Raw genomic sequence first — 21,199 nt, 5'->3', positions numbered from 1 at the left:
CTCGACAGATCAGTTACGGAACGGGAACTTGAACGCTGCCAGCAGCGCCTTCGCTTCCGCGTCGGTCTTCGCAGTGGTGGTGATGGCGATATCCATACCGCGGATCGCGTCGACGGCGTCGAAGTCGATTTCCGGGAAGATGATCTGCTCCTTCACACCCATGTTGAAGTTGCCGCGGCCGTCGAAGGAACGACCGGAAACACCACGGAAGTCGCGCACGCGCGGCAGCGAGATGTTGATCAGGCGATCCAGGAACTCGTACATCTTGTGGCGACGCAGCGTGGTCTTGCAGCCGATCGGCCAACCATCGCGGATCTTGAACGACGCAACCGACACACGCGACTTGGTGACAACCGGCTTCTGGCCGGAAATCTTGGTCATGTCGCCGACGGCGTTTTCCAGGATCTTCTTGTTGGTGGCCGCTTCGCCGACACCCATGTTCAGGGTGACCTTGACCAGCTTCGGCACTTCCATCGGATTGGTGTAGCCGAACTGCTTCATCAGCGCCGGCACCACTTCGTCCTTGTAGAACTTTTCGAGACGGGAACTCATCTTCTCATTCCTCAGGCGTCGAGCGCCTCACCGCTGGAGCGGAACACACGCAGTTTGCGTCCATCCTCCAGCACCTTGAAGCCAACGCGTTCGCCCTTGCCCGAAGCCGGGTTCAGAACATTCACGTTGGAGATATGGATCGAAGCTTCGCGCTCGACCACGCCGCCGGCAACACCTGCCTGCGGGTTCGGCTTGGTGTGGCGCTTGACGATGTTCACGTTGGCGACGACCACGCGGTCGCCGTCGACGCGGACGACTTCGCCCTGCTTGCCCTTGTCCTTGCCAGCGTTGACGACAACCTGGTCGCCCTTCTTGATACGGTTAGCCATGATTATCTCCTGTCGCTCACAGCACTTCGGGAGCGAGCGAGACGATCTTCATGAACTTCTCCGAACGAAGTTCACGCGTCACCGGCCCGAAGATACGGGTACCGATCGGCTCCTGCTTGCTGTTCAGCAGAACGGCAGCGTTGCCGTCGAAGCGGATCAGCGAGCCGTCGGCGCGACGCACACCCTTGCGGGTACGCACCACGACGGCGTCATACACTTCACCCTTCTTGACCTTGCCGCGCGGAATCGCATCCTTCACGGTGACCTTGATGATGTCGCCGATGCCGGCGTAACGGCGCTTGGAACCACCCAGCACCTTGAAGCACATCACCTGCTTGGCACCCGAATTGTCCGCGACGTCAAGGTAGCTCTGCATCTGGATCATGATTCAGACTCCTTATTCAGCCGCACGCGTGATGACTTCCACCACGCGCCAGTTCTTGGTCTTGGACATCGGAGCAATCTCGGTCACGCGGACGACATCGCCTTCCTTGCAGGCGTTGTCGGCATCGTGGGCGTGCAGCTTGGTCGAGCGCTTGATGTACTTGCCGTACAGCGCGTGCTTGACCTGACGCTCAACCAGGACGGTAACCGTCTTGTCCATCTTGTTGCTGACGACACGGCCTTCGACCGTGCGCAGCGTCTTCTTTTCAGTATTGTCGCTCATAGCGGCCATCCTTACTTCGTGCTGCCGAGCAGGGTCTTGACGCGAGCAATCTCGCGACGGACCCGGCGAATGTCGTGGGTCTTCGGCAGCTGGCCGGTGACCTGCTGCATACGGACAGAGAACTGTTCCTTACGCAGGTCGATCAGGTGGGCCTTGAGTTCGTCAGCCGACTTTTCACGGAGAGTTTTGATATCCATCAGCGCACCGTACGGGTCACGAAAGTGGTGGTGACCGAGAGCTTGGCGGCGGCCAGGCGGAACGCCTCGCGAGCCACTTCCTCGGAAACACCCTCGATTTCATAGATCATGCGGCCGGGCTGGATCTGGGCCACCCAGTATTCCACGTTGCCCTTACCAGAACCCATTCGGACTTCGATGGGCTTCTTGGTGATGGGCTTGTCGGGGAACACGCGGATCCACATCTTGCCGCCGCGCTTGACGTAGCGGCTGATCGAGCGGCGGGCCGCTTCGATCTGACGCGCGGTCAGCTGACCGTGTGCGGTTGCCTTCAGGCCGTATTCGCCGAAGCTGACAGCGTTGGCGCTCCAGCTCAGGCCATCGTTACGGCCCTTGTGTACCTTGCGGTACTTGGTTCGCTTGGGTTGCAACATTGTCGTTACCTCGCTTCACGGGCCGGGCGCTGACGGTCACCACGGTCGCCGCGATCGTGACGATCGTTGCGCGACGGGGTGTCGTCCTGCTTTTCCTGGCCAACCTGGGAGAAATCGAAGACCTCGCCCTTGTAGATCCAGACCTTGATGCCGATGATGCCGTAGGTCGTCTTGGCTTCAGCGAAGCCATAGTCGATGTCGGCACGCAGGGTGTGCAGCGGCACGCGGCCTTCGCGGTACCACTCCGAACGGGCGATTTCTGCACCGTTGAGGCGGCCACCGACGTTGACCTTGATGCCCAGGGCACCCAGGCGCATCGCGTTGCCGACCGAGCGCTTCATTGCACGGCGGAACATGATGCGACGCTCCAGCTGCTGGGCGATCGACTCGGCAACGAGCTGCGCGTCCAGTTCCGGCTTGCGCACTTCGGTGACGTTGATGTGCGCCGGGACGCCCATCATCTCGCTCACTTCCTTGCGCAGCTTCTCGATGTCCTCACCGCGCTTGCCGATCACCACGCCCGGACGGGCGGTGTGGATCGTCACGCGAGCGGTCTTGGCCGGACGCTCGATCAGGATCTTGCTGATGCCGGCCTGAGCCAGCTTCTTGCGCAGCATTTCGCGCACTTTCAGGTCGGCTGCCAGGTAACCAGCGAACTCGGCCTTGTTGGCGTACCACTTGGAGTTCCAGTCCTTGGAAATGCCGAGGCGGATACCAATCGGATGAACTTTATGACCCATGGTCTTTTCCTTATCCGCTTACTTGGCGGCGCCCACAACCACAGTGATGTGGCTGGTGCGCTTGAGGATGCGGGTACCGCGGCCTTTCGCCCGCGCCATGAAACGCTTCAGGGTCGGACCTTCATCAACCATGATGGTCTGAACCTTCAGCTCGTCGACGTCGGCGCCCTGGTTGTTCTCGGCATTTGCAATAGCCGACTCCACCACCTTCTTGATCAGGTGGGCAGCCTTCTTGTCCGAGAACTTCAGCAGGTTGACCGCACGCTCGGCCGGCAGACCGCGCACCTGGTCAGCGACCAGACGAGCCTTCTGCGGGGAGATGCGCGCAGTGCGCAGGATGGCTTTCGCTTCCATTGTCATCTCTCCTTACTTGCCCGACTTCTTGTCACCACCGTGACCCTTGAAGGTCCGGGTGATGGCAAATTCGCCGAGCTTGTGGCCGACCATGTTCTCGTTGACGAGAACCGGGATGTGGTTCTTGCCGTTATGCACGGCAATGGTGACGCCTACCATGTCAGGCAGGATCATCGAACGGCGCGACCAGGTCTTGATCGGCTTCTTGCTGCCCGCAGCGGCCTCCACCTTCTTGACGAGGTGGTGATCGACGAACGGGCCCTTCTTGAGTGAACGTGCCATGGTCGATTAGCCCCTACGATCGCGGACGATGAACTGCTGAGTGCGCTTGTTATGGCGCGTCTTGTAACCCTTGGTCGGGACACCCCACGGGGTGACCGGATGCGGGTTACCCTGGCCGGCCTTGGCCTCACCACCACCGTGCGGGTGGTCAACCGGGTTCATGGCAGCACCACGAACGGTCGGGCGGACGCCGCGCCAACGCTTGGCACCGGCCTTGCCCAGCTTTTCCAGGCTGTGCTCGTCGTTGCCGACTTCGCCGATGGTGGCGCAGCACTCGACCGGAACCTTGCGCATTTCACCCGAGCGCAGGCGCAGGGTGGCGTAGATGCCTTCACGAGCCACCAGCTGCACGGCCGCACCGGCGGCGCGAGCGATCTGAGCGCCCTTGCCCGGCTTCAGTTCGATGCAGTGGATGGTGGTGCCGACCGGGATGTTGCGCAGCGGCAGGGTGTTGCCAGCCTTGATCGGGGCGTCCGAACCAGCGATCACCTGATCACCAGCCTTCAGGCCCTTCGGGGCGATGATGTAGCGACGCTCACCGTCGACGTAGCACAGCAGGGCGATGTGGGCGGTGCGGTTCGGATCGTATTCGATGCGTTCCACGCGCGCCGGGATGCCCAGCTTGTTGCGCTTGAAGTCGATGATGCGGTAGTGCTGCTTGGCACCACCACCGACGTGACGCACGGTGATGCGGCCATGGTGGTTACGACCACCCGAGCGGCTCTGCGACTCGACCAGCGCGGCGTGCGGAGCACCCTTGTGCAGGTCGGGGGTGACCACGCGCACGGCCGAACGGCGGCCGGGGGAGGTGGGCTTGAATTTCATCAATGGCATGGGATGTACCTCAGGCCTTGGCCGTTACATCGATCGACTGGCCATCGGCCAGGCGAACGTACGCCTTGCGCCAATCGCCGCGGCGGCCAGCACGGTTACGGAAGGACTTGTTCTTGCCCTTGACGTTGACCACGTTGACGGCTTCGACCTTGACGTCGAACAGCTGCTCAACCGCGGCCTTTACATCGGCCTTGGTGGCTTCGTTCGAAACTTCGAAGACATACTGATTGGAGAGTTCCTGCAGGCGCGCGGTCTTTTCGGAGACACGCGGGGCACGCAGCACGCTGAAGATTTTTTCGTTGCTGTTCATGCCAGCCACTCCTCGACCTTCTTGACCGCGTCAGCGGTGATGACGACCGTGTCGGCACCCACCAGCGAGACCGGATCCAGACCCTGGACGTCACGCACCTGCACGTACGGCAGATTGCGGGCGGACAGGTACAGGTGCTCGGACGCTTCTTCGGTGACGATCAGCGGGCGCTTGCCCACTTCCAGGCCGGCCAGCTTGGCGATCAGACCCTTCGTGTTGGTCACTTCGACGTCGAAGGACTCCACGATGGTCAGACGGCCCTGACGGTTCAGCTCGGACAGGATCGCGCACATGGCGGCACGGTACTGCTTGCGATTGACCTTCTGCTCGAAGCTGCGCGGCTTGGCCGCGAAGGTGACACCGCCGCCGACGAAGATCGGAGCCGTCAGTGCGCCATGACGCGCGCCGCCGCCCTTCTGCTTCTTCGACTTCTTGGTGGTACCAGCCACTTCAGAGCGAGTCTTCTGTGCCTTGGTGCCGGCGCGACCGGCGTTGCGGTAAGCAACGACGACCTGGTGGACCAGATCTTCGCTGAAATCGCGACCGAACACGGCGTCGGAGACCGAGACCTTGTTGTTGCTACCCGTGATAACGAGTTCCATCGTCATCTCTCCTTATGCCTTGCTCGCCGGACGGACGATCACGTCGCCACCCGCCGCGCCCGGAACGGCGCCGCGAACCGCGATCAGACCGCGCTCGACGTCGACCTTGACCACTTCCAGGTTCTGGGTGCTCTGCTGCACCGCGCCCATGTGGCCCGACATCTTCTTGCCCGGGAAAACACGACCCGGGGTCTGGCGCTGACCCAGCGAACCCGGCGCGCGATGCGACAGCGAGTTACCGTGGGTTGCATCGCCCATACGGAAGTTGTGGCGCTTGATGGTGCCCTGGAAGCCCTTACCCTTGGTGACACCCTGGACGTCGACGATCTGGCCGACTTCGAAGATGTCCGCCTTGACTTCGCCGCCAACGGCGAAATCGCCGAGCTGCGCGTCTTCAACGCGGAATTCCCACAGGCCACGACCCGCTTCCACCTTCGCCTTGGCGAAGTGGCCGGCTTCCGGCTTGTTGACCAGGGCAGCGCGACGCGCGCCGACGGTCACCTGCACGGCGCTGTAGCCGTCGGTTTCGACGGTCTTGATCTGCGCGATGCGGTTCGGGGTTGCTTCGATCAGGGTCACCGGGATGGAGCGGCCATCTTCAGTGAACACGCGGCTCATGCCAGCCTTGCGGCCCACGAAGCCCAACGAATACTTCTTCGTCATGGTCGTAGTCCTCAGGTCAGCTTGATCTGAACGTCGACGCCGGCAGCCAGTTCGAGCTTCATCAGCGCGTCCACGGTCTTGTCATTCGGGTCAACGATATCGAGCACGCGCTTGTGCGTGCGGGTCTCGTACTGGTCACGCGCGTCCTTGTCGACGTGCGGGGAAACGAGAACGGTGTAACGCTCGATCTTGGTCGGCAGCGGGATCGGGCCACGCACTTGCGCGCCGGTCCGCTTTGCCGTTTCAACGATCTCGCTGGCCGAACGGTCGATCAGACGATGATCGAACGCTTTCAGCCGGATCCGGATCTTTTGGTCCGCCATGGCGGTAGGTTCCTTCGTTAAAAGAGCGACAGACAAAGCCTCTGGGTTGCTTTGCCCCATGAAATTCCTGAATACGGACGACCCGCACTCCTGCAGGCCGCCAAGGTCACTCCATAGACCTCAAAAACGTAGGCAGACCAGTTACCCGGCCTGCCCAGACGTAGAAGCATAATGGCACGCAAGGCAGCTGTCAACAGTCGCCTGTTGACGCCGCCTGAATGGCATTGACCCTTCCTGGTCCGGGGAACACAAGGCACATCCTGTGCCTGCTTTCCCATTTGATACGCCCCGATGCCCTACCCAGGCAACATCGGGGCGCAGATACTACCAGATTACTCGATGATCTTCGAGACCACGCCGGCGCCGACGGTGCGGCCGCCTTCGCGGATGGCGAAGCGCAGGCCTTCGTCCATTGCCACCGGGTTGATCAGGGTGACGACCATCTTGACGTTGTCACCCGGCATCACCATTTCGACGCCTTCCGGCAGAGCAGCTGCGCCGGTGATGTCGGTGGTGCGGAAGTAGAACTGCGGACGGTAGCCGTTGAAGAACGGGGTGTGACGGCCGCCCTCGTCCTTCGACAGGACGTAGACTTCGCCTTCGAACTTGGTGTGCGGCTTGATCGAACCCGGCTTGGCCAGGACCTGGCCACGCTCGACGTCGTCACGCTTGGTGCCGCGCAGCAGCAGGCCAGCGTTGTCGCCTGCCTGACCCTGGTCCAGCAGCTTGCGGAACATTTCAACGCCGGTCACGGTGGTCTTCTGCACCGGACGGATGCCGACGATTTCGATTTCGTCGCCAACCTTGATCACGCCGCGCTCGATACGACCGGTCACCACGGTKCCGCGGCCCGAGATCGAGAACACGTCTTCCACCGGCATCAGGAACGGCTTGTCGATCGCACGCTCCGGCTCCGGGATCCAGCTGTCCAGGGCGTCGACCAGCTTCAGGATGGCCGGCACGCCGATGTCGCTCTGGTCGCCTTCCAGCGCCAGACGGGCCGAACCGGCGATGATCGGGGTGTCGTCGCCCGGGAAGTCGTACTTGCTCAGCAGCTCGCGCACTTCCATCTCGACCAGCTCGAGCAGCTCGGCGTCGTCAACCATGTCGGCCTTGTTCAGGAACACGACGATGTACGGCACGCCGACCTGACGCGACAGCAGGATGTGCTCGCGGGTCTGCGGCATCGGGCCGTCAGCGGCCGAGCACACCAGGATCGCGCCGTCCATCTGGGCGGCACCGGTGATCATGTTCTTGACGTAGTCAGCATGGCCCGGGCAATCGACGTGGGCGTAGTGACGGACCGGGGATTCGTATTCGACGTGCGCGGTCGAGATCGTGATGCCACGAGCCTTTTCTTCCGGAGCGGCGTCGATCGAGGAGTARTCCTTGAACTCGCCACCGAAGCGCTCGGCACCGATCTTGGTCAGTGCAGCGGTCAGCGTGGTCTTGCCGTGGTCGACGTGACCGATGGTGCCGACGTTGACGTGCGGCTTGGTGCGCTCGAACTTACCCTTTGCCATTGTTCTATACCTTGATTGTTCGTAAGTGGTTTCAAGAGAGGCTGAGCGAGGCTCAGCCCTTCTTCATGACGGCTTCGGCGATGTTGGTCGGCGCCGGCTCGTAGTGATCGAATTCCATGGTGAAGGTGGCGCGGCCCTGGGTCTGCGAACGCAGCGCAGTGGCGTAGCCGAACATTTCACCCAGCGGGATCATCGCGTTGATGATCGAAGCGGAGCCGTCACCGGTGGTGTCGGAACCCTGCAGCACGCCGCGACGACGGCTGACGTCGCCCATCACGTCACCCTGGTAATCCTCCGGGGTCACGATCTCGACCTTCATGATCGGCTCCAGCAGCACCGGCTTGGCCTTGGCGAAGCCCTGCTTGAAGGCCATCGACGAAGCCAGCTTGAACGCCATTTCCGAGGAGTCGACGTCGTGGTACGAACCGAACACCAGCTTCACCTTGACGTCCACGACCGGGAAGCCAGCCAGCGGACCGCTGGTGATGGTTTCGCGCAGGCCCTTTTCAACCGACGGAATGAATTCCTTCGGAATCACGCCGCCGGTGATGTCGTTGATGAACAGGAAGTCGTCCTTGATGGCCGGAGCCAGCTTCGGATCGGCACGGTCGGCAGCGGTGATCGGCGACAGTTCGATCACGACGTGACCGTACTGGCCCTTACCACCGGACTGCTTGGCGTGCTTGTAGTCCGACTTGACGTCGGCCAGGGTGATGGTTTCGCGGTAGGCCACCTGCGGCGCGCCGACGTTGGCTTCAACGTTGAACTCGCGCTTCAGGCGGTCGACGATGATGTCCAGGTGCAGCTCGCCCATGCCCGAGATGATGGTCTGGCCGGATTCTTCGTCGGTCTTGACGCGGAACGACGGATCTTCCTGCGCCAGACGGCCCAGGGCCAGACCCATCTTTTCCTGGTCCGACTTGGTCTTCGGCTCGACGGCCATCGAGATCACCGGCTCCGGGAACGTCATGCGCTCCAGGATGATCGGGGCGTCCACGGCGCACAGGGTGTCACCGGTGGTGGTGTCCTTCAGGCCCACGGCAGCGGCGATGTCACCGGCCAGAACTTCCTTGATTTCCTCGCGGTTGTTCGAGTGCATCTGCAGGATGCGGCCGATGCGCTCCTTCTTGCCCTTCACCGAGTTCAGCACGGTGTCGCCACCGTTCAGGGTGCCCGAGTAGACACGGAAGAAGGTCAGCGCGCCGACGAACGGGTCGGTGATGATCTTGAAGGCCAGCGACGAGAACGGAGCCTTGTCGTCCGACTTGCGGGTCATTTCGACGGTGTCGTCGTCAACGTCCACGCCCTTCACGTCCGGCACGTCGACCGGCGACGGCAGCAGCTGGATCACGCCGTCCAGCATGGCCTGCACGCCCTTGTTCTTGAAGGCCGAGCCGCAGTACATCGGCACGATCTCGGTGGCCAGGGTGCGGGTACGCAGCGCGTTGATGATTTCAGCCTCGGCCAGCTCTTCGCCGCCCAGGTACTTTTCCATCAGCTCTTCGCTGGCTTCGGCAGCGGTCTCGACCATGAACTGGCGAGCCTCTTCGGCCGGGCCCTGCAGTTCGGCCGGAATTTCACCGTACTCGAACTTCATGCCCTGCGAAGCCTCATCCCAGTGGATGGCCTTCATCTTCAGCAGGTCGACAACGCCCTTGAAGTTGTCTTCAGCGCCGATCGGCAGCTGCATCGGCACGGCAACCGCGCCCAGCTTGGCCTTCAGCTGGCCGACGACCTTCTGGAAGTTGGCACCGGTACGGTCCATCTTGTTGACGAACGCGATGCGCGGCACGTGGTACTTGTTGGCCTGGCGCCACACGGTTTCCGACTGCGGCTGCACGCCACCGACGGCGCACAGGACGAAGACGGCACCGTCGAGCACGCGCAGCGAGCGCTCCACTTCGATGGTGAAGTCGACGTGCCCGGGGGTGTCGATGATGTTGAAGCGGTGCTCCGGCAGGGACTTGTCCATGCCCTTCCAGAACGCGGTGGTGGCAGCGGACTGGATCGTGATGCCACGCTCCTGCTCCTGCTCCATCCAGTCCATGGTGGCGGCGCCGTCGTGCACTTCACCGATCTTGTGGCTCTTGCCGGTGTAGAACAGGATGCGCTCGGACGTGGTGGTCTTGCCGGCATCGATGTGAGCCATGATGCCGAAGTTACGGTAACGCTCGATGGGAGTGGAACGGGCCACGGGAGCCTCTCAGATTTCTTGGATTTCGGATGGCCGAACGCCGCCTTTCGGCGGCCTTCGGATTGGCGCAGTCCTTCTGGGACCGCGAGGCAGCACGCACCTAGGTGGTGCTGCCCTGCCTGTTTTACAAGGCCGTCAAACTCACCAGCGGTAGTGGGCGAATGCCTTGTTGGCTTCGGCCATGCGGTGGGTTTCTTCGCGCTTCTTGATGGCGCCGCCACGGTTTTCCGAGGCGTCGATCAGTTCAGCAGCCAGCTTCTTCGGCATGGTGTTCTCACCACGCTTGCGCGCGGAGTCGATCAGCCAGCGCATGGCCAGGGCCATCTTGCGCGACGAACGCACTTCGACCGGCACCTGGTAGGTGGCACCACCGACGCGGCGCGACTTGACTTCGACCGCCGGGGCGACGTTGTCCAGAGCCTTCTGCACCAGCTCAATGGCGTTGGCGCTGCTGTTCTTCTCGGTGATCACGTCCATGGCGCCGTACACGATCTTTTCGGCGACGGACTTCTTGCCGCTCTGCATGACCATGTTGATGAAGCGGGCGATGGTTTCGCTTCCGTGCTTCGGATCGGGCAGGACGGAACGCTGCGGAGTATTACCCTTACGCGACATAGTGCTCTCTCCTTATGCCTTCGGACGCTTGGCGCCGTACTTGGAACGGGCCTGGCGACGCTTGGCAACGCCGGCGGCGTCGAGCGAGCCACGAACGGTGTGGTAACGCACACCCGGCAGGTCCTTGACGCGACCGCCGCGGATCAGGACCACGGAGTGCTCCTGCAGGTTGTGGCCTTCACCACCGATGTAGGAAATCACTTCTTCCTGGTTGGTCAGGCGGACCTTGGCAACCTTGCGCAGAGCCGAGTTCGGCTTCTTCGGAGTGGTGGTGTAGACACGGGTGCAGACGCCACGGCGCTGCGGGCACTTGTCGAGCGCCGGCGAGGCACTCTTGTAGGTGGTCGCTTGCCGCGGCTTGCGGACCAGCTGGTTGATCGTCGCCATCAGTAGGTTCTTCTGATTGGTGGCCGGAAATCCGGCCAGAGATGCGGAAATGTTAAAGCAGGCCAAAATTCTGGCCTGCTGAGACAGACGATTGTAGCAACCTGCCAGGAAAGCAGTCAAACGCCTCCTGTCAAGCCCGTTCCTGATCCCGGAACGTTACTGGGGGGCCTCCATGTACCCCGTTCAGGTTGGCGGGGTGAACCGCGAGCGGTCCACCCTGCCCTGTCCTTGGCCCGACCAGCGCGGTCGACCAACAGTCGACTCTACCGGCCGGACCCGTGTTTCAGTCTTCCGAGGCCTGTTCAGCTTCGGCTTCAACGACCGGTGCCTCGACCGCAGCCGGGGTGCCGGCCAGGGTCTGCATTTCCGACTCGGTGAGACCGGAAGCGCCGCGACGGCGGTTGCTGTGGTACGCCAGGCCGGTACCGGCCGGAATCAGGCGACCCACGATGACGTTTTCCTTCAGGCCACGCAGGTTGTCCGAGGTGCCGCGGACGGCGGCTTCGGTCAGCACGCGGGTGGTTTCCTGGAACGATGCGGCCGAGATGAACGATTCGGTCGCCAGCGAGGCCTTGGTGATACCCAGCAGGACCGGATCGAAGTGCGCCGGCAGCTCGTTGCGGGTCGACAGGCGCGCATTCTCCTCGATAACGCGCTGACGCTCCACCTGTTCACCGTTCAGGAACTTGCTGCTGCCCTGGTCGGTGATCTCGACCTTGCGCAGCATCTGGCGGGTGATCACCTCGATGTGCTTGTCGTTGATCTTCACGCCCTGCAGGCGGTACACGTCCTGGATTTCCTTCACCAGGTAGGCGGCCAGCGGTTCGACACCCAGCAGACGCAGGATGTCCTGCGGGCTCGGCTCGCCGTCCACGATGGTTTCACCCTTGGTGACATGCTCGCCTTCGAACACGATGACCTGGCGGTACTTCGGGATCAGCTCTTCGTGCTCCGAACCATCGGTGTCCTTGATGATCAGGCGCTGCTTGCCCTTGGTGTCCTTGCCGAAGCTGATGATGCCAGAACGCTCGGCCAGCACCGCCGGATCCTTCGGCTTGCGCGCTTCGAACAGATCGGCCACGCGCGGCAGACCACCGGTGATGTCGCGGGTCTTCGACGCTTCCTGCGGGATCTTGGCGACCACGTCACCCACGCCGACGGCAGCGCCGTCCTGCAGGTTGACGATCGAGCGCGGCGGCAGCAGGTACTGCGCCGGCAGGTCGGTGCCCGGGATCGACAGATCGTTGCCCTTGGCGTCGACGATGCGCACGATCGGGCGCAGGTCCTTGGCCTGGGTACCACGACGCTTCGGATCGGTGATTTCGCGCGACGCCAGGCCGGTCAGCTCGTCGGTCTTCTCGATGACGGTGATGCCGTCGACGAAGTCGATGAAGCGGATGAAGCCGGCAACTTCCGACACGATCGGGTGGTTATGCGGATCCCAGTTGGCCACGGTCTGGCCCGCCTTGATCGCATCGCCGTCCTTGGACGTGATGGTCGCACCGTACGGCAGCTTGTAACGCTCACGCTCACGGCCGTGGGCATCGAGCACCGAGATTTCGCCCGAGCGCGACACTGCCACCAGCGAGCCGTTGGCGTGCTCGACCGACTTGAGGTTGCTGAACTTGACCGAGCCGGTGGTCTTGACGGTGATGTTGTCGACCGCAGCAGCTCGCGACGCCGCACCACCGATGTGGAACGTACGCATGGTCAGCTGGGTACCCGGCTCACCGATGGACTGGGCGGCGATGACGCCGACCGCTTCACCGATGTTGACCAGGTGGCCACGGGCCAGATCGCGGCCGTAGCAGCGCGAGCAGACGCCGAAGGCCGATTCGCAGGAGATGGTCGAGCGGACCTTGATGGTCTGCACGCCGGCATCTTCCAGCTTGGCGACCCAGGCTTCGTCCAGCAGGGTGTTGCGGGTGACGATCGGATCTTCGTCGTTGCCCGGCAGGAACACGTCCTCGGCAACCACGCGCCCCAGCACGCGGTCCTTCAGCGGCTCGACCACGTCGCCGCCTTCCACGATCGGGGTCATGATCAGGCCTTCGGTGGTACCGCAATCCACCTCGGTGATCACCACGTCCTGCGCGACGTCGACCAGACGACGGGTCAGGTAACCCGAGTTCGCGGTCTTCAGCGCGGTATCGGCCAGACCCTTACGGGCACCGTGGGTGGAGTTGAAGTACTCCTGCACGTTCAGGCCTTCACGGAAGTTCGCCTTGATGGGCGTCTCGATGATCGAGCCGTCCGGACGCGCCATCAGGCCACGCATGCCGGCCAGCTGACGGATCTGCGCCTGCGAACCACGCGCACCGGAGTCGGCCATGATGTACAGCGAGTTCATCGACTTCTGGTCGATGGTCTCACCCTTGGCATTGACGACCTTCTCGGTACCGATGGTGTCCATCATCGCCTTGGCGATGCGCTCGTTGGTGCGCGACCAGATGTCGACCACCTTGTTGTAGCGCTCGCCGGCGGTGACCAGACCCGACTGGTACTGCTCCTGGATTTCCAGCACTTCGGCTTCGGCCTCGGTGAGGATGCCCTTCTTCTCGTCCGGGATCAGCATGTCGTCGATGCCGATGGAGACGCCGGCGCGGGTCGCGTAGGCGAAGCCGGTGTACATCAGCTTGTCGGCGAACACGACCGTGTCCTTCAGACCCAGCTGGCGGTAGCTGGAGTTGATCAGGCGGCTGATGTTCTTCTTGGTCAGCTCGGTGTTGGCCAGCGCGAACGGCAGGCCTTCCGGCAGGATTTCAGCCAGCAGGGCGCGACCGATCGTGGTGTCCACGATCGAGGTCTTGTTCTGCTTGACGCCGTCTTCGTCGGTCACCACTTCGGTGATGCGGACCTTGACCCGCGCGTGCAGTTCCACCACGCGGTTGTCGTAGGCACGCTTCACTTCGGCGATGTTGGCGAAGGCCATGCCCTCGCCCTTCTTGTTTTCCAGCGAGCGGGTCATGTAGTACAGACCCAGCACGACGTCCTGCGACGGCACGATGATCGGCTCGCCGTTGGCCGGCGACAGGATGTTGTTGGTCGACATCATCAGCGCACGCGCTTCCAGCTGGGCTTCCAGCGAGAGCGGCACGTGGACGGCCATCTGGTCACCGTCGAAGTCGGCGTTGAACGCGGTGCAGACCAGCGGGTGCAGCTGGATGGCCTTGCCTTCGATCAGCACCGGCTCGAACGCCTGGATGCCCAGACGGTGCAGGGTCGGCGCACGGTTCAGCATCACCGGATGCTCGCGGATGACCTCTTCCAGGATGTCCCAGACTTCGGCTTCTTCGCGCTCGACCAGCTTCTTGGCGGCCTTGATGGTGGTGGCCAGGCCACGACGCTGCAGCTTGGCGAAGACGAACGGCTTGAACAGCTCAAGCGCCATCTTCTTCGGCAGGCCGCACTGGTGCAGGCGCAGGTACGGGCCGACCACGATGACCGAACGGCCCGAGTAGTCGACGCGCTTGCCCAGCAGGTTCTGGCGGAAGCGACCCTGCTTGCCCTTGATCATGTCGGCCAGCGACTTCAGCGGGCGCTTGTTGGTGCCGGTGATGGCACGGCCACGACGGCCGTTGTCCAGCAGCGCATCGACCGATTCCTGCAGCATGCGCTTTTCATTGCGCACGATGATGTCCGGCGCGCTCAGTTCGAGCAGGCGGCGCAGGCGGTTGTTGCGGTTGATGACGCGGCGGTACAGGTCGTTCAGGTCGGAGGTCGCGAAGCGGCCGCCATCCAGCGGGACCAGCGGACGCAGGTCCGGCGGCAGCACCGGCAGCACGGTCATGACCATCCATTCCGGACGGTTGCCCGATTCCAGGAAGGCTTCGATCAGCTTGATGCGCTTGGTGAGGCGCTTGAGCTTGGTTTCCGAACCGGTAGCAGCGATTTCCTCGCGCAGGCGGGTCATTTCCGACTGCAGGTCGATCGTGCGCAGCAGTTCGTACACGGCCTCGGCGCCCATTGCGGCGTCGAAGTCGTCACCGTGCTCCTGGCGGGCCTGCAGGTACTGTTCTTCGGTCAGCAGCTGGCGGCGTTCCAGGGCGGTCAGGCCCGGCTCGGTCACCACGTAGGCTTCGAAGTACAGCACGCGCTCGATGTCGCGCAGGGTCATGTCCAGCATCAGGCCGATGCGCGACGGCAGCGACTTCAGGAACCAGATGTGCGCGACCGGCGAAGCCAGGTCGATGTGGCCCATGCGCTCACGGCGCACCTTGGCCAGGGTCACTTCGGTGCCGCACTTTTCGCAGACCACGCCGCGGTGCTTCATGCGCTTGTACTTGCCGCACAGGCACTCGTAGTCCTTCACCGGGCCGAAGATGGCGGCGCAGAACAGGCCGTCGCGTTCCGGCTTGAAGGTACGGTAGTTGATGGTTTCCGGCTTCTTCACTTCGCCGAAGGACCACGAACGGATCAGGTCCGGCGAGGCCAGCGCGATCTTGATCGCGTCGAAGTCCAGCGTCTGGCGCTGCTGGTTGAAGAGGTTGAGCAGGTCTTTCATGGTGTTCTCCAGAAGGAGGAATGCTGTGTCGATGGGCTTTCAGTTGACTGCCAGCGGCGCGGCGGCGGACCGCCGCGCCGGCATGGATCAGTTGTCTTCCAGTTCCATGTTGATGGCCAGCGAGCGGATTTCCTTCACGAGCACGTTGAAGGATTCCGGCATGCCCGCGACCATCTCGTGCTCACCGTCGACGATGTTCTTGTACATCTGGTTGCGGCCCTGCACGTCATCGGACTTCACCGTCAGCATTTCCTGCAGGGTGTAGGCCGCGCCGTAGGCTTCCAGCGCCCAGACTTCCATTTCACCGAAGCGCTGGCCGCCGAACTGCGCCTTGCCGCCCAGCGGCTGCTGGGTGACGAGCGAGTACGGACCGGTCGAACGGGCGTGCATCTTGTCGTCGACCAGGTGGTTCAGCTTCAGGTAGTGCATGTAACCGACGGTGGTGTGGCGATCGAACGCTTCACCGGTGCGGCCGTCGTACAGCTGGGTCTGGCCACTGCTCGGCAGGTCGGCCAGTTCCAGCATGCGCTTGATTTCCGCTTCGGTGGCGCCGTCGAACACCGGGGTGGCCATCGGCACGCCGTCGGTCAGGTTACGGGCCAGGCGCAGCAGCTCCTCGTCGCTGAACTGCGACAGGTCGACACGGTTGGCCACGTTGGTGTCGTCGTGGTTGTAGATGTCGTCCAGGAACTTGCGCAGGTCGGCAACCGCCGCCTGGGCTTCCATCATCGCCTGGATCTTGCGGCCCAGGCCCTTGGCCGCCCAGCCCAGGTGCACTTCCAGGATCTGGCCGATGTTCATACGCGACGGCACGCCCAGCGGGTTCAGCACGATGTCCACGGTCTCGCCCGAGGCCATGTACGGCATGTCCTCGACCGGCACCACGTTGGAGACCACACCCTTGTTGCCGTGGCGGCCTGCCATCTTGTCGCCCGGCTGGATGCGGCGCTTCACGGCCAGGAACACCTTGACCATCTTCAGCACGCCCGGGGCGAGGTCGTCGCCGGCGGTGATCTTGCCGCGCTTGTCGGCGAAGCGACGCTCGAATTCCTTCTCGTGCGCCTGGATCTGCTTCTGCGCGCGCTCGATGGCTTCCGAAGCGTCCTCGTCCTTCATGCGCAGGGCGAACCAGTCAGCCTTCTTCAGGCCGTCGAGGAAGGCGTCGGTGATCACGTCACCCTTCTTCAGGCCAGCGCCACCGTTGACCACCTTGCCCACGATCTGCGAACGCAGACGCATGTAGATGGCGGCTTCCAGGATGCGGAACTGGTCGTCGAAGTCCTTCTTGACGCGCTTGATTTCAGACTCTTCGATCTGGCGGGCGCGCTTGTCCTTCTCGATGCCGTCGCGGGTGAAGACCTGCACGTCGATGACGGTGCCGTCCATGCCCGGCGGCACGCGCAGCGAGCTGTCCTTAACGTCCGAAGCCTTCTCGCCGAAGATCGCGCGCAGCAGCTTCTCTTCCGGGGTCAGCTGGCTTTCGCCCTTCGGGGTGACCTTGCCGACCATGATGTCGCCGGCGCGGACTTCGGCACCGATGTACACCACGCCGCTCTCGTCCAGGCGGTTCAGCGCCTGCTCGGAGACGTTCGGGATGTCGGCGGAGATTTCCTCCGGCCCCAGCTTGGTGTCACGCGCGACGCAGGTCAGCTCTTCGATGTGGATCGTGGTGTAACGATCCTCTTCCACCACGCGCTCGGAGAGCAGGATGGAGTCTTCGAAGTTGTAGCCGTTCCACGGCATGAACGCGATCAGCATGTTCTGGCCCAGGGCCAGTTCGCCGATGTCGGTGGACGGACCGTCGGCCAGCACGTCGCCGCGGGCGATGACGTCACCCACCTGGACCAGCGGACGCTGGTTGATGCAGGTGTTCTGGTTCGAACGGGTGTACTTGACCAGGTTGTAGATGTCCACGCCTGCGTCGGTGGCGCCAACGATCTCTTCCTCGTTGACCTTGACCACGATGCGGGCAGCGTCGATCTGCACGATCTCGCCACCACGGCGGGCGTTCACGGTCACACCGGAGTCACGCGCCACGGCGCGCTCGATGCCGGTACCGACCAGCGGCTTCTGCGCACGCAGGGTCGGCACGGCCTGGCGCTGCATGTTGGCGCCCATCAGTGCGCGGTTGGCGTCATCGTGCTCCAGGAACGGAACCAGCGCGGCCGCGATCGACACGGTCTGCATCGGCGAGACGTCCATGAAGTGGACTTCCGCCGGCGGCTTCAGCAGCGATTCGCCCTGGAAGCGGCACGGAACGAACTGCTCGGTCAGCACGCTGTCGGCATTGGTCAGGGCGTTGGCCTGTGCAATGACGTACTCGTTTTCTTCGATGGCCGACAGGAACTCGACTTCATCATAGACCTTGCCGTCCACGACCTTGCGGTACGGGGTCTCCAGGAAACCGTACTGGTTGGTGCGGGCGTACACGGCCAGCGAGTTGATCAGGCCGATGTTCGGGCCTTCCGGGGTTTCGATGGTGCAGACGCGGCCGTAATGGGTCGGGTGCACGTCGCGCACTTCGAAGCCGGCGCGCTCGCGGGTCAGGCCGCCCGGGCCCAGGGCCGAGACGCGACGCTTGTGGGTCACTTCCGACAGCGGGTTGTTCTGGTCCATGAACTGCGACAGCTGCGAGGAGCCGAAGAACTCCTTGATGGCAGCGGCGACCGGCTTGGCGTTGATCAGCTCCTGCGGGGTCAGGCCTTCGGACTCGGCCATCGACAGGCGCTCCTTGACCGCGCGCTCGACGCGGACCAGGCCCACGCGGAACACGTTCTCGGCCATTTCGCCGACCGAACGCACGCGACGGTTGCCCAGGTGATCGATATCGTCGACCACGCCGCGACCGTTGCGGATCTCGGTCAGGACCTTGATCACGTCCAGGATGTCGGAGCTGTCGCCGTGGGCGGCAACCAGGCGCTTGGACTCTTCGTCGTTGCGCTCACCGTAGTACTTGCGGTCGTACAGCACGGCTTCGCCGGTGGTTTCCTTGCGGCCCACGCGACGGTTGAACTTCATGCGGCCGACCGCGGACAGGTCGTAGCGCTCGAAGGTGAAGAACAGGTTGTGGAACAGGTTCTGCGCGGCATCCTTGGTCGGCGGCTCGCCCGGACGCATCATGCGGTAGATCTCGACCAGGGCTTCCAGCTGGGTCTTGGTCGGGTCGATGCGCAGGGTGTTGGACAGGTACGGGCCACGATCCAGGTCGTTCACCCACAGGGTGCCCACGGCATCCACGCCGGCCTTGCGGAAGGCCTGCAGCTGCTCGTCGGTGATCTCGTCATTGGCCTGGGCCAGCAGTTCGCCGGTCGAGGCGTCGACCACGTCGTGCGACAGGATGCGGCCGACGATGTAGTCGTCCGGCACGGCCAGGGCGGCGATGCCCGAGGCTTCCAGCTGCTTGATGTGGCGCGCGGTGATGCGCTTGCCGGCTTCCACGATGACCTTGTCGCCATCGGCGAGGTCGAAGCCCAGGGTTTCGCCACGCAGGCGCTCCGGCACCAGCTCCAGCTGGACGCCTTCATCCGGGTTGATGTGGAAGGTGTTGATCTCGAAGAACTCGGCCAGCATCTCTTCGTTGCTGTAGCCAAGCGCGCGCAGCAGGATCGACACCGGCAGCTTGCGGCGGCGGTCGATACGGGTGAACAGCGCATCCTTCGGGTCGAACTCGAAGTCCAGCCAGGAACCGCGGTAAGGAATGATGCGGGCGCTGTACAGCAGCTTGCCCGAGCTGTGGGTCTTGCCACGGTCGTGGTCGAAGAACACGCCCGGCGAGCGGTGCAGCTGCGAGACGATGACGCGCTCGGTGCCGTTGACGATGAAGGTGCCGTTCTCGGTCATCAGCGGGATTTCGCCCAGATAGACCTCCTGCTCCTTCACGTACTTGATGGCCTTGGTCGACGACTCACGGTCGTAGATCACCAGGCGCACGGTCACGCGCAGCGGGGCGCCGTAGCTCATGCCACGCTGGCGGCACTCGCGCTCGTCGAAGACCGGCTCGCCCAGCTTGTAGCCGACGTATTCCAGGGCAGCATTGCCGCTGTAGCTGGCGATCGGGAAGACCGACTTCAGCGCAGCGTGCAGGCCGTGGTCCGTGCGCTTGGCCGGATCGACGTTTTCCTGCAGGAATTCACGGTAGGAATCCACCTGGATGGCGAGCAGGAACGGCACTTCGAGAATCGAACGCTGCTTGCCGAAATCCTTGCGGATACGCTTTTTTTCGGTGAACGAATAGGACGTCATGAGGTCTTCCACCTTGTTGTGCGGGCCGTGCGTCCACGACCCAGAAGGAAACTTGAAATTGTCAGTTGGAAGTCGCTGGTATTGCCGGCACCAGCACGCCTTCTCCCGCTACTTCCAACTGCCAACTCGTCTGCTACCACGCCCCTGCTGCCGCGCGCTGCGCTGGCCGGCCGGGGTTTGACTGCAGCCCGTGTTGGGCTTTTTGCTGCTTCTTGCATCCACGCATGGCGTGGATCTACCGATTACATCCACGCATGGCGTGGATCCACAACACCGCAACAACGACCAAAGGCCGGGGGCTTACGCCCCCAGCCTTGGCTGCATCGCCGTGAATCGGTGACGATGCAAGGTAACTGCTTACTTGACTTCGACAGTCGCGCCAGCAGCTTCCAGGTCCTTCTTCATCTTCTCGGCGTCTTCCTTCGAAGCGCCTTCCTTCAGGACGCCGCCGGCTTCGGCCAGGTCCTTCGCTTCCTTCAGGCCCAGGCCGGTGATGGCGCGGACGGCCTTGATGACTTCGACCTTCTTGTCGCCGGCCGACTTCAGGGTGACGGTGAACTCGGTCTGCTCTTCAACAGCAGCGGCCGGGCCAGCGGCAGCAGCCACGGCAACCGGAGCAGCGGCGGAGACGCCGAACTTCTCTTCGATGGCCTTGACCAGCTCCATCACTTCCATCAGGGACTTCTCGGCGATGGCGTCGACGATCTGTTCGTTGGTAAGGGACATGATTAATACCTTTGGATGATTTTCTGGGTTGAGGTTCCGTCAGGAACCACGGTAAGTCGAAACTCAGGCGGTCTCGGCGGCCGGCTCGGCAGCGTCGGCGGCGACATCGCCACCACCCTGCTTCTCGCCAACGGCCTTGATGGCGCGGGCAAACATCGTGACCGGCTCGGTCAGGACGCGGGCCAGCATGGCCAGGGCCTGATCGCGGGTCGGCAGCGAGGCCAGCACTTCGACGTGGCTTGCCGGGAACACTTCGCCACCGATGGCGACGACCTTAGCCTTCAGCTTGTCGTTGCCCTTGGCGGCTTCCTTGATCAGGCGACCGGCAGCGCCGGGCTCCTCGAGCGAGAACGCGTACAGCAGCGGACCAACCATCTGGTCCTGGGCGACTGCGAACTCGGTGCCTTCAACGGCGCGCGAAGCCAGGGTGTTCTTGACAACCTTCAAGAAAACACCGGTTTCACGAGCCTGCTTGCGCATCGCGGTCATCTGGGCGACCGTGGTGCCAGCGTATTCGGCTGCGATCAAGGAGTGGGCCTTGGCGGCGACGTCTGCCAGCTCGGCGACTACTTCTTGCTTCTGGGACAGATTGAGAGCCATTGCACTCCTCCTATTGAACTCCGCTTACGGCTCCTGCCGTGTGCGGTCCTGTGCGGCATCCGTCCTGGACGCCGGGAACATCGGGATGATGCTCCGGGGGGTGGGCCGTTCCAGACCTGGAGGCAATCAGGGAAATCCCAGA

22 protein-coding genes are annotated in these 21,199 nt (G+C 63.0%); all 22 read right to left on the bottom strand.

The window, feature by feature from the left end:
• Positions 1 to 9 precede the first annotated feature (9 nt).
• On the bottom strand, positions 10 to 552 hold the full coding sequence (gene rplE, locus D7T59_RS03395) for a 50S ribosomal protein L5 (protein WP_004154491.1): 543 nt from the start codon (positions 550 to 552) through the stop codon (positions 10 to 12).
• A gap of 11 nt (positions 553 to 563) precedes the next feature.
• On the bottom strand, positions 564 to 881 hold the full coding sequence (rplX, locus tag D7T59_RS03390; RefSeq protein ID WP_004154490.1) for a 50S ribosomal protein L24: 318 nt from the start codon (positions 879 to 881) through the stop codon (positions 564 to 566).
• A 16-nt stretch (positions 882 to 897) separates the two neighbouring features.
• Complete coding sequence (gene rplN, locus D7T59_RS03385) at positions 898 to 1,266, bottom strand: 50S ribosomal protein L14 (protein ID WP_004145357.1); 369 nt, start codon at positions 1,264 to 1,266, stop codon at positions 898 to 900.
• 12 nt (positions 1,267 to 1,278) lie between these two features.
• Entirely contained in the window at positions 1,279 to 1,548 is a 270-nt protein-coding gene (gene rpsQ, locus D7T59_RS03380; protein ID WP_004154489.1) for a 30S ribosomal protein S17, read from the bottom strand.
• An 11-nt stretch (positions 1,549 to 1,559) separates the two neighbouring features.
• Positions 1,560 to 1,745, bottom strand: a complete 186-nt coding sequence (gene rpmC, locus D7T59_RS03375) for a 50S ribosomal protein L29 (RefSeq protein ID WP_004154487.1) — start codon at positions 1,743 to 1,745, stop codon at positions 1,560 to 1,562.
• Positions 1,745 to 2,158 (bottom strand): 50S ribosomal protein L16, encoded by a 414-nt coding sequence (gene rplP, locus D7T59_RS03370; RefSeq protein ID WP_004154486.1) that lies wholly within the window; start codon positions 2,156 to 2,158, stop codon positions 1,745 to 1,747. The genes rpmC and rplP overlap by 1 nt, the downstream gene beginning before the upstream one ends.
• A gap of 5 nt (positions 2,159 to 2,163) precedes the next feature.
• Positions 2,164 to 2,898, bottom strand: coding sequence for a 30S ribosomal protein S3 (gene rpsC, locus D7T59_RS03365; protein WP_004145350.1), 735 nt, complete (start codon positions 2,896 to 2,898; stop codon positions 2,164 to 2,166).
• An 18-nt stretch (positions 2,899 to 2,916) separates the two neighbouring features.
• On the bottom strand, positions 2,917 to 3,252 hold the full coding sequence (rplV, locus tag D7T59_RS03360; RefSeq protein WP_004145348.1) for a 50S ribosomal protein L22: 336 nt from the start codon (positions 3,250 to 3,252) through the stop codon (positions 2,917 to 2,919).
• A 12-nt stretch (positions 3,253 to 3,264) separates the two neighbouring features.
• Positions 3,265 to 3,534 (bottom strand): 30S ribosomal protein S19, encoded by a 270-nt coding sequence (gene rpsS, locus D7T59_RS03355; RefSeq protein ID WP_004154485.1) that lies wholly within the window; start codon positions 3,532 to 3,534, stop codon positions 3,265 to 3,267.
• Between the two features lie 6 nt (positions 3,535 to 3,540).
• Positions 3,541 to 4,368 carry a 50S ribosomal protein L2 gene (gene rplB, locus D7T59_RS03350; protein WP_004145339.1) on the bottom strand — a complete coding sequence of 276 codons (828 nt, stop codon included), beginning with the start codon at positions 4,366 to 4,368 and terminating at the stop codon, positions 3,541 to 3,543.
• Positions 4,369 to 4,378: 10 nt separating this feature from the next.
• On the bottom strand, positions 4,379 to 4,678 hold the full coding sequence (gene rplW, locus D7T59_RS03345) for a 50S ribosomal protein L23 (RefSeq protein ID WP_004145338.1): 300 nt from the start codon (positions 4,676 to 4,678) through the stop codon (positions 4,379 to 4,381).
• On the bottom strand, positions 4,675 to 5,280 hold the full coding sequence (gene rplD, locus D7T59_RS03340) for a 50S ribosomal protein L4 (RefSeq protein ID WP_004145337.1): 606 nt from the start codon (positions 5,278 to 5,280) through the stop codon (positions 4,675 to 4,677). Before rplD ends, rplW begins: the two co-directional genes overlap by 4 nt.
• A gap of 12 nt (positions 5,281 to 5,292) precedes the next feature.
• Positions 5,293 to 5,943: a 50S ribosomal protein L3 gene (gene rplC, locus D7T59_RS03335; RefSeq protein WP_004145336.1), complete on the bottom strand. Its 651-nt coding sequence runs from the start codon at positions 5,941 to 5,943 to the stop codon at positions 5,293 to 5,295.
• An 11-nt stretch (positions 5,944 to 5,954) separates the two neighbouring features.
• Positions 5,955 to 6,266, bottom strand: coding sequence for a 30S ribosomal protein S10 (rpsJ, locus tag D7T59_RS03330; RefSeq protein WP_005408208.1), 312 nt, complete (start codon positions 6,264 to 6,266; stop codon positions 5,955 to 5,957).
• 332 nt (positions 6,267 to 6,598) lie between these two features.
• Positions 6,599 to 7,789, bottom strand: coding sequence for an elongation factor Tu (gene tuf / locus D7T59_RS03325; protein WP_004154360.1), 1,191 nt, complete (start codon positions 7,787 to 7,789; stop codon positions 6,599 to 6,601).
• A 52-nt stretch (positions 7,790 to 7,841) separates the two neighbouring features.
• Positions 7,842 to 9,983 (bottom strand): elongation factor G, encoded by a 2,142-nt coding sequence (gene fusA, locus D7T59_RS03320; RefSeq protein ID WP_005408207.1) that lies wholly within the window; start codon positions 9,981 to 9,983, stop codon positions 7,842 to 7,844.
• A gap of 141 nt (positions 9,984 to 10,124) precedes the next feature.
• Positions 10,125 to 10,598: a 30S ribosomal protein S7 gene (gene rpsG / locus D7T59_RS03315; protein ID WP_004145321.1), complete on the bottom strand. Its 474-nt coding sequence runs from the start codon at positions 10,596 to 10,598 to the stop codon at positions 10,125 to 10,127.
• Between the two features lie 12 nt (positions 10,599 to 10,610).
• Entirely contained in the window at positions 10,611 to 10,985 is a 375-nt protein-coding gene (gene rpsL / locus D7T59_RS03310) for a 30S ribosomal protein S12 (protein ID WP_004145320.1), read from the bottom strand.
• A 283-nt stretch (positions 10,986 to 11,268) separates the two neighbouring features.
• The gene (rpoC, locus tag D7T59_RS03305; RefSeq protein ID WP_164139117.1) at positions 11,269 to 15,489 is read right to left on the bottom strand and encodes a DNA-directed RNA polymerase subunit beta'; all 4,221 of its coding nucleotides are present in this window, start codon (positions 15,487 to 15,489) and stop codon (positions 11,269 to 11,271) included.
• Between the two features lie 87 nt (positions 15,490 to 15,576).
• Complete coding sequence (gene rpoB / locus D7T59_RS03300; RefSeq protein WP_054171082.1) at positions 15,577 to 19,731, bottom strand: DNA-directed RNA polymerase subunit beta; 4,155 nt, start codon at positions 19,729 to 19,731, stop codon at positions 15,577 to 15,579.
• A 357-nt stretch (positions 19,732 to 20,088) separates the two neighbouring features.
• Positions 20,089 to 20,457 (bottom strand): 50S ribosomal protein L7/L12, encoded by a 369-nt coding sequence (rplL, locus tag D7T59_RS03295; RefSeq protein WP_005408204.1) that lies wholly within the window; start codon positions 20,455 to 20,457, stop codon positions 20,089 to 20,091.
• Positions 20,458 to 20,520: 63 nt separating this feature from the next.
• Entirely contained in the window at positions 20,521 to 21,057 is a 537-nt protein-coding gene (rplJ, locus tag D7T59_RS03290; protein WP_010480377.1) for a 50S ribosomal protein L10, read from the bottom strand.
• Between the last annotated feature and the right edge of the window lie 142 nt (positions 21,058 to 21,199).

The sequence above is a fragment of the Stenotrophomonas maltophilia genome, from assembly GCF_013464915.1.
Lineage (GTDB): Bacteria > Pseudomonadota > Gammaproteobacteria > Xanthomonadales > Xanthomonadaceae > Stenotrophomonas > Stenotrophomonas maltophilia_AT.
The sequence above is the reverse complement of the archived record's forward strand: the minus strand, read 5'-3'. Positions and strand labels throughout refer to the sequence as shown.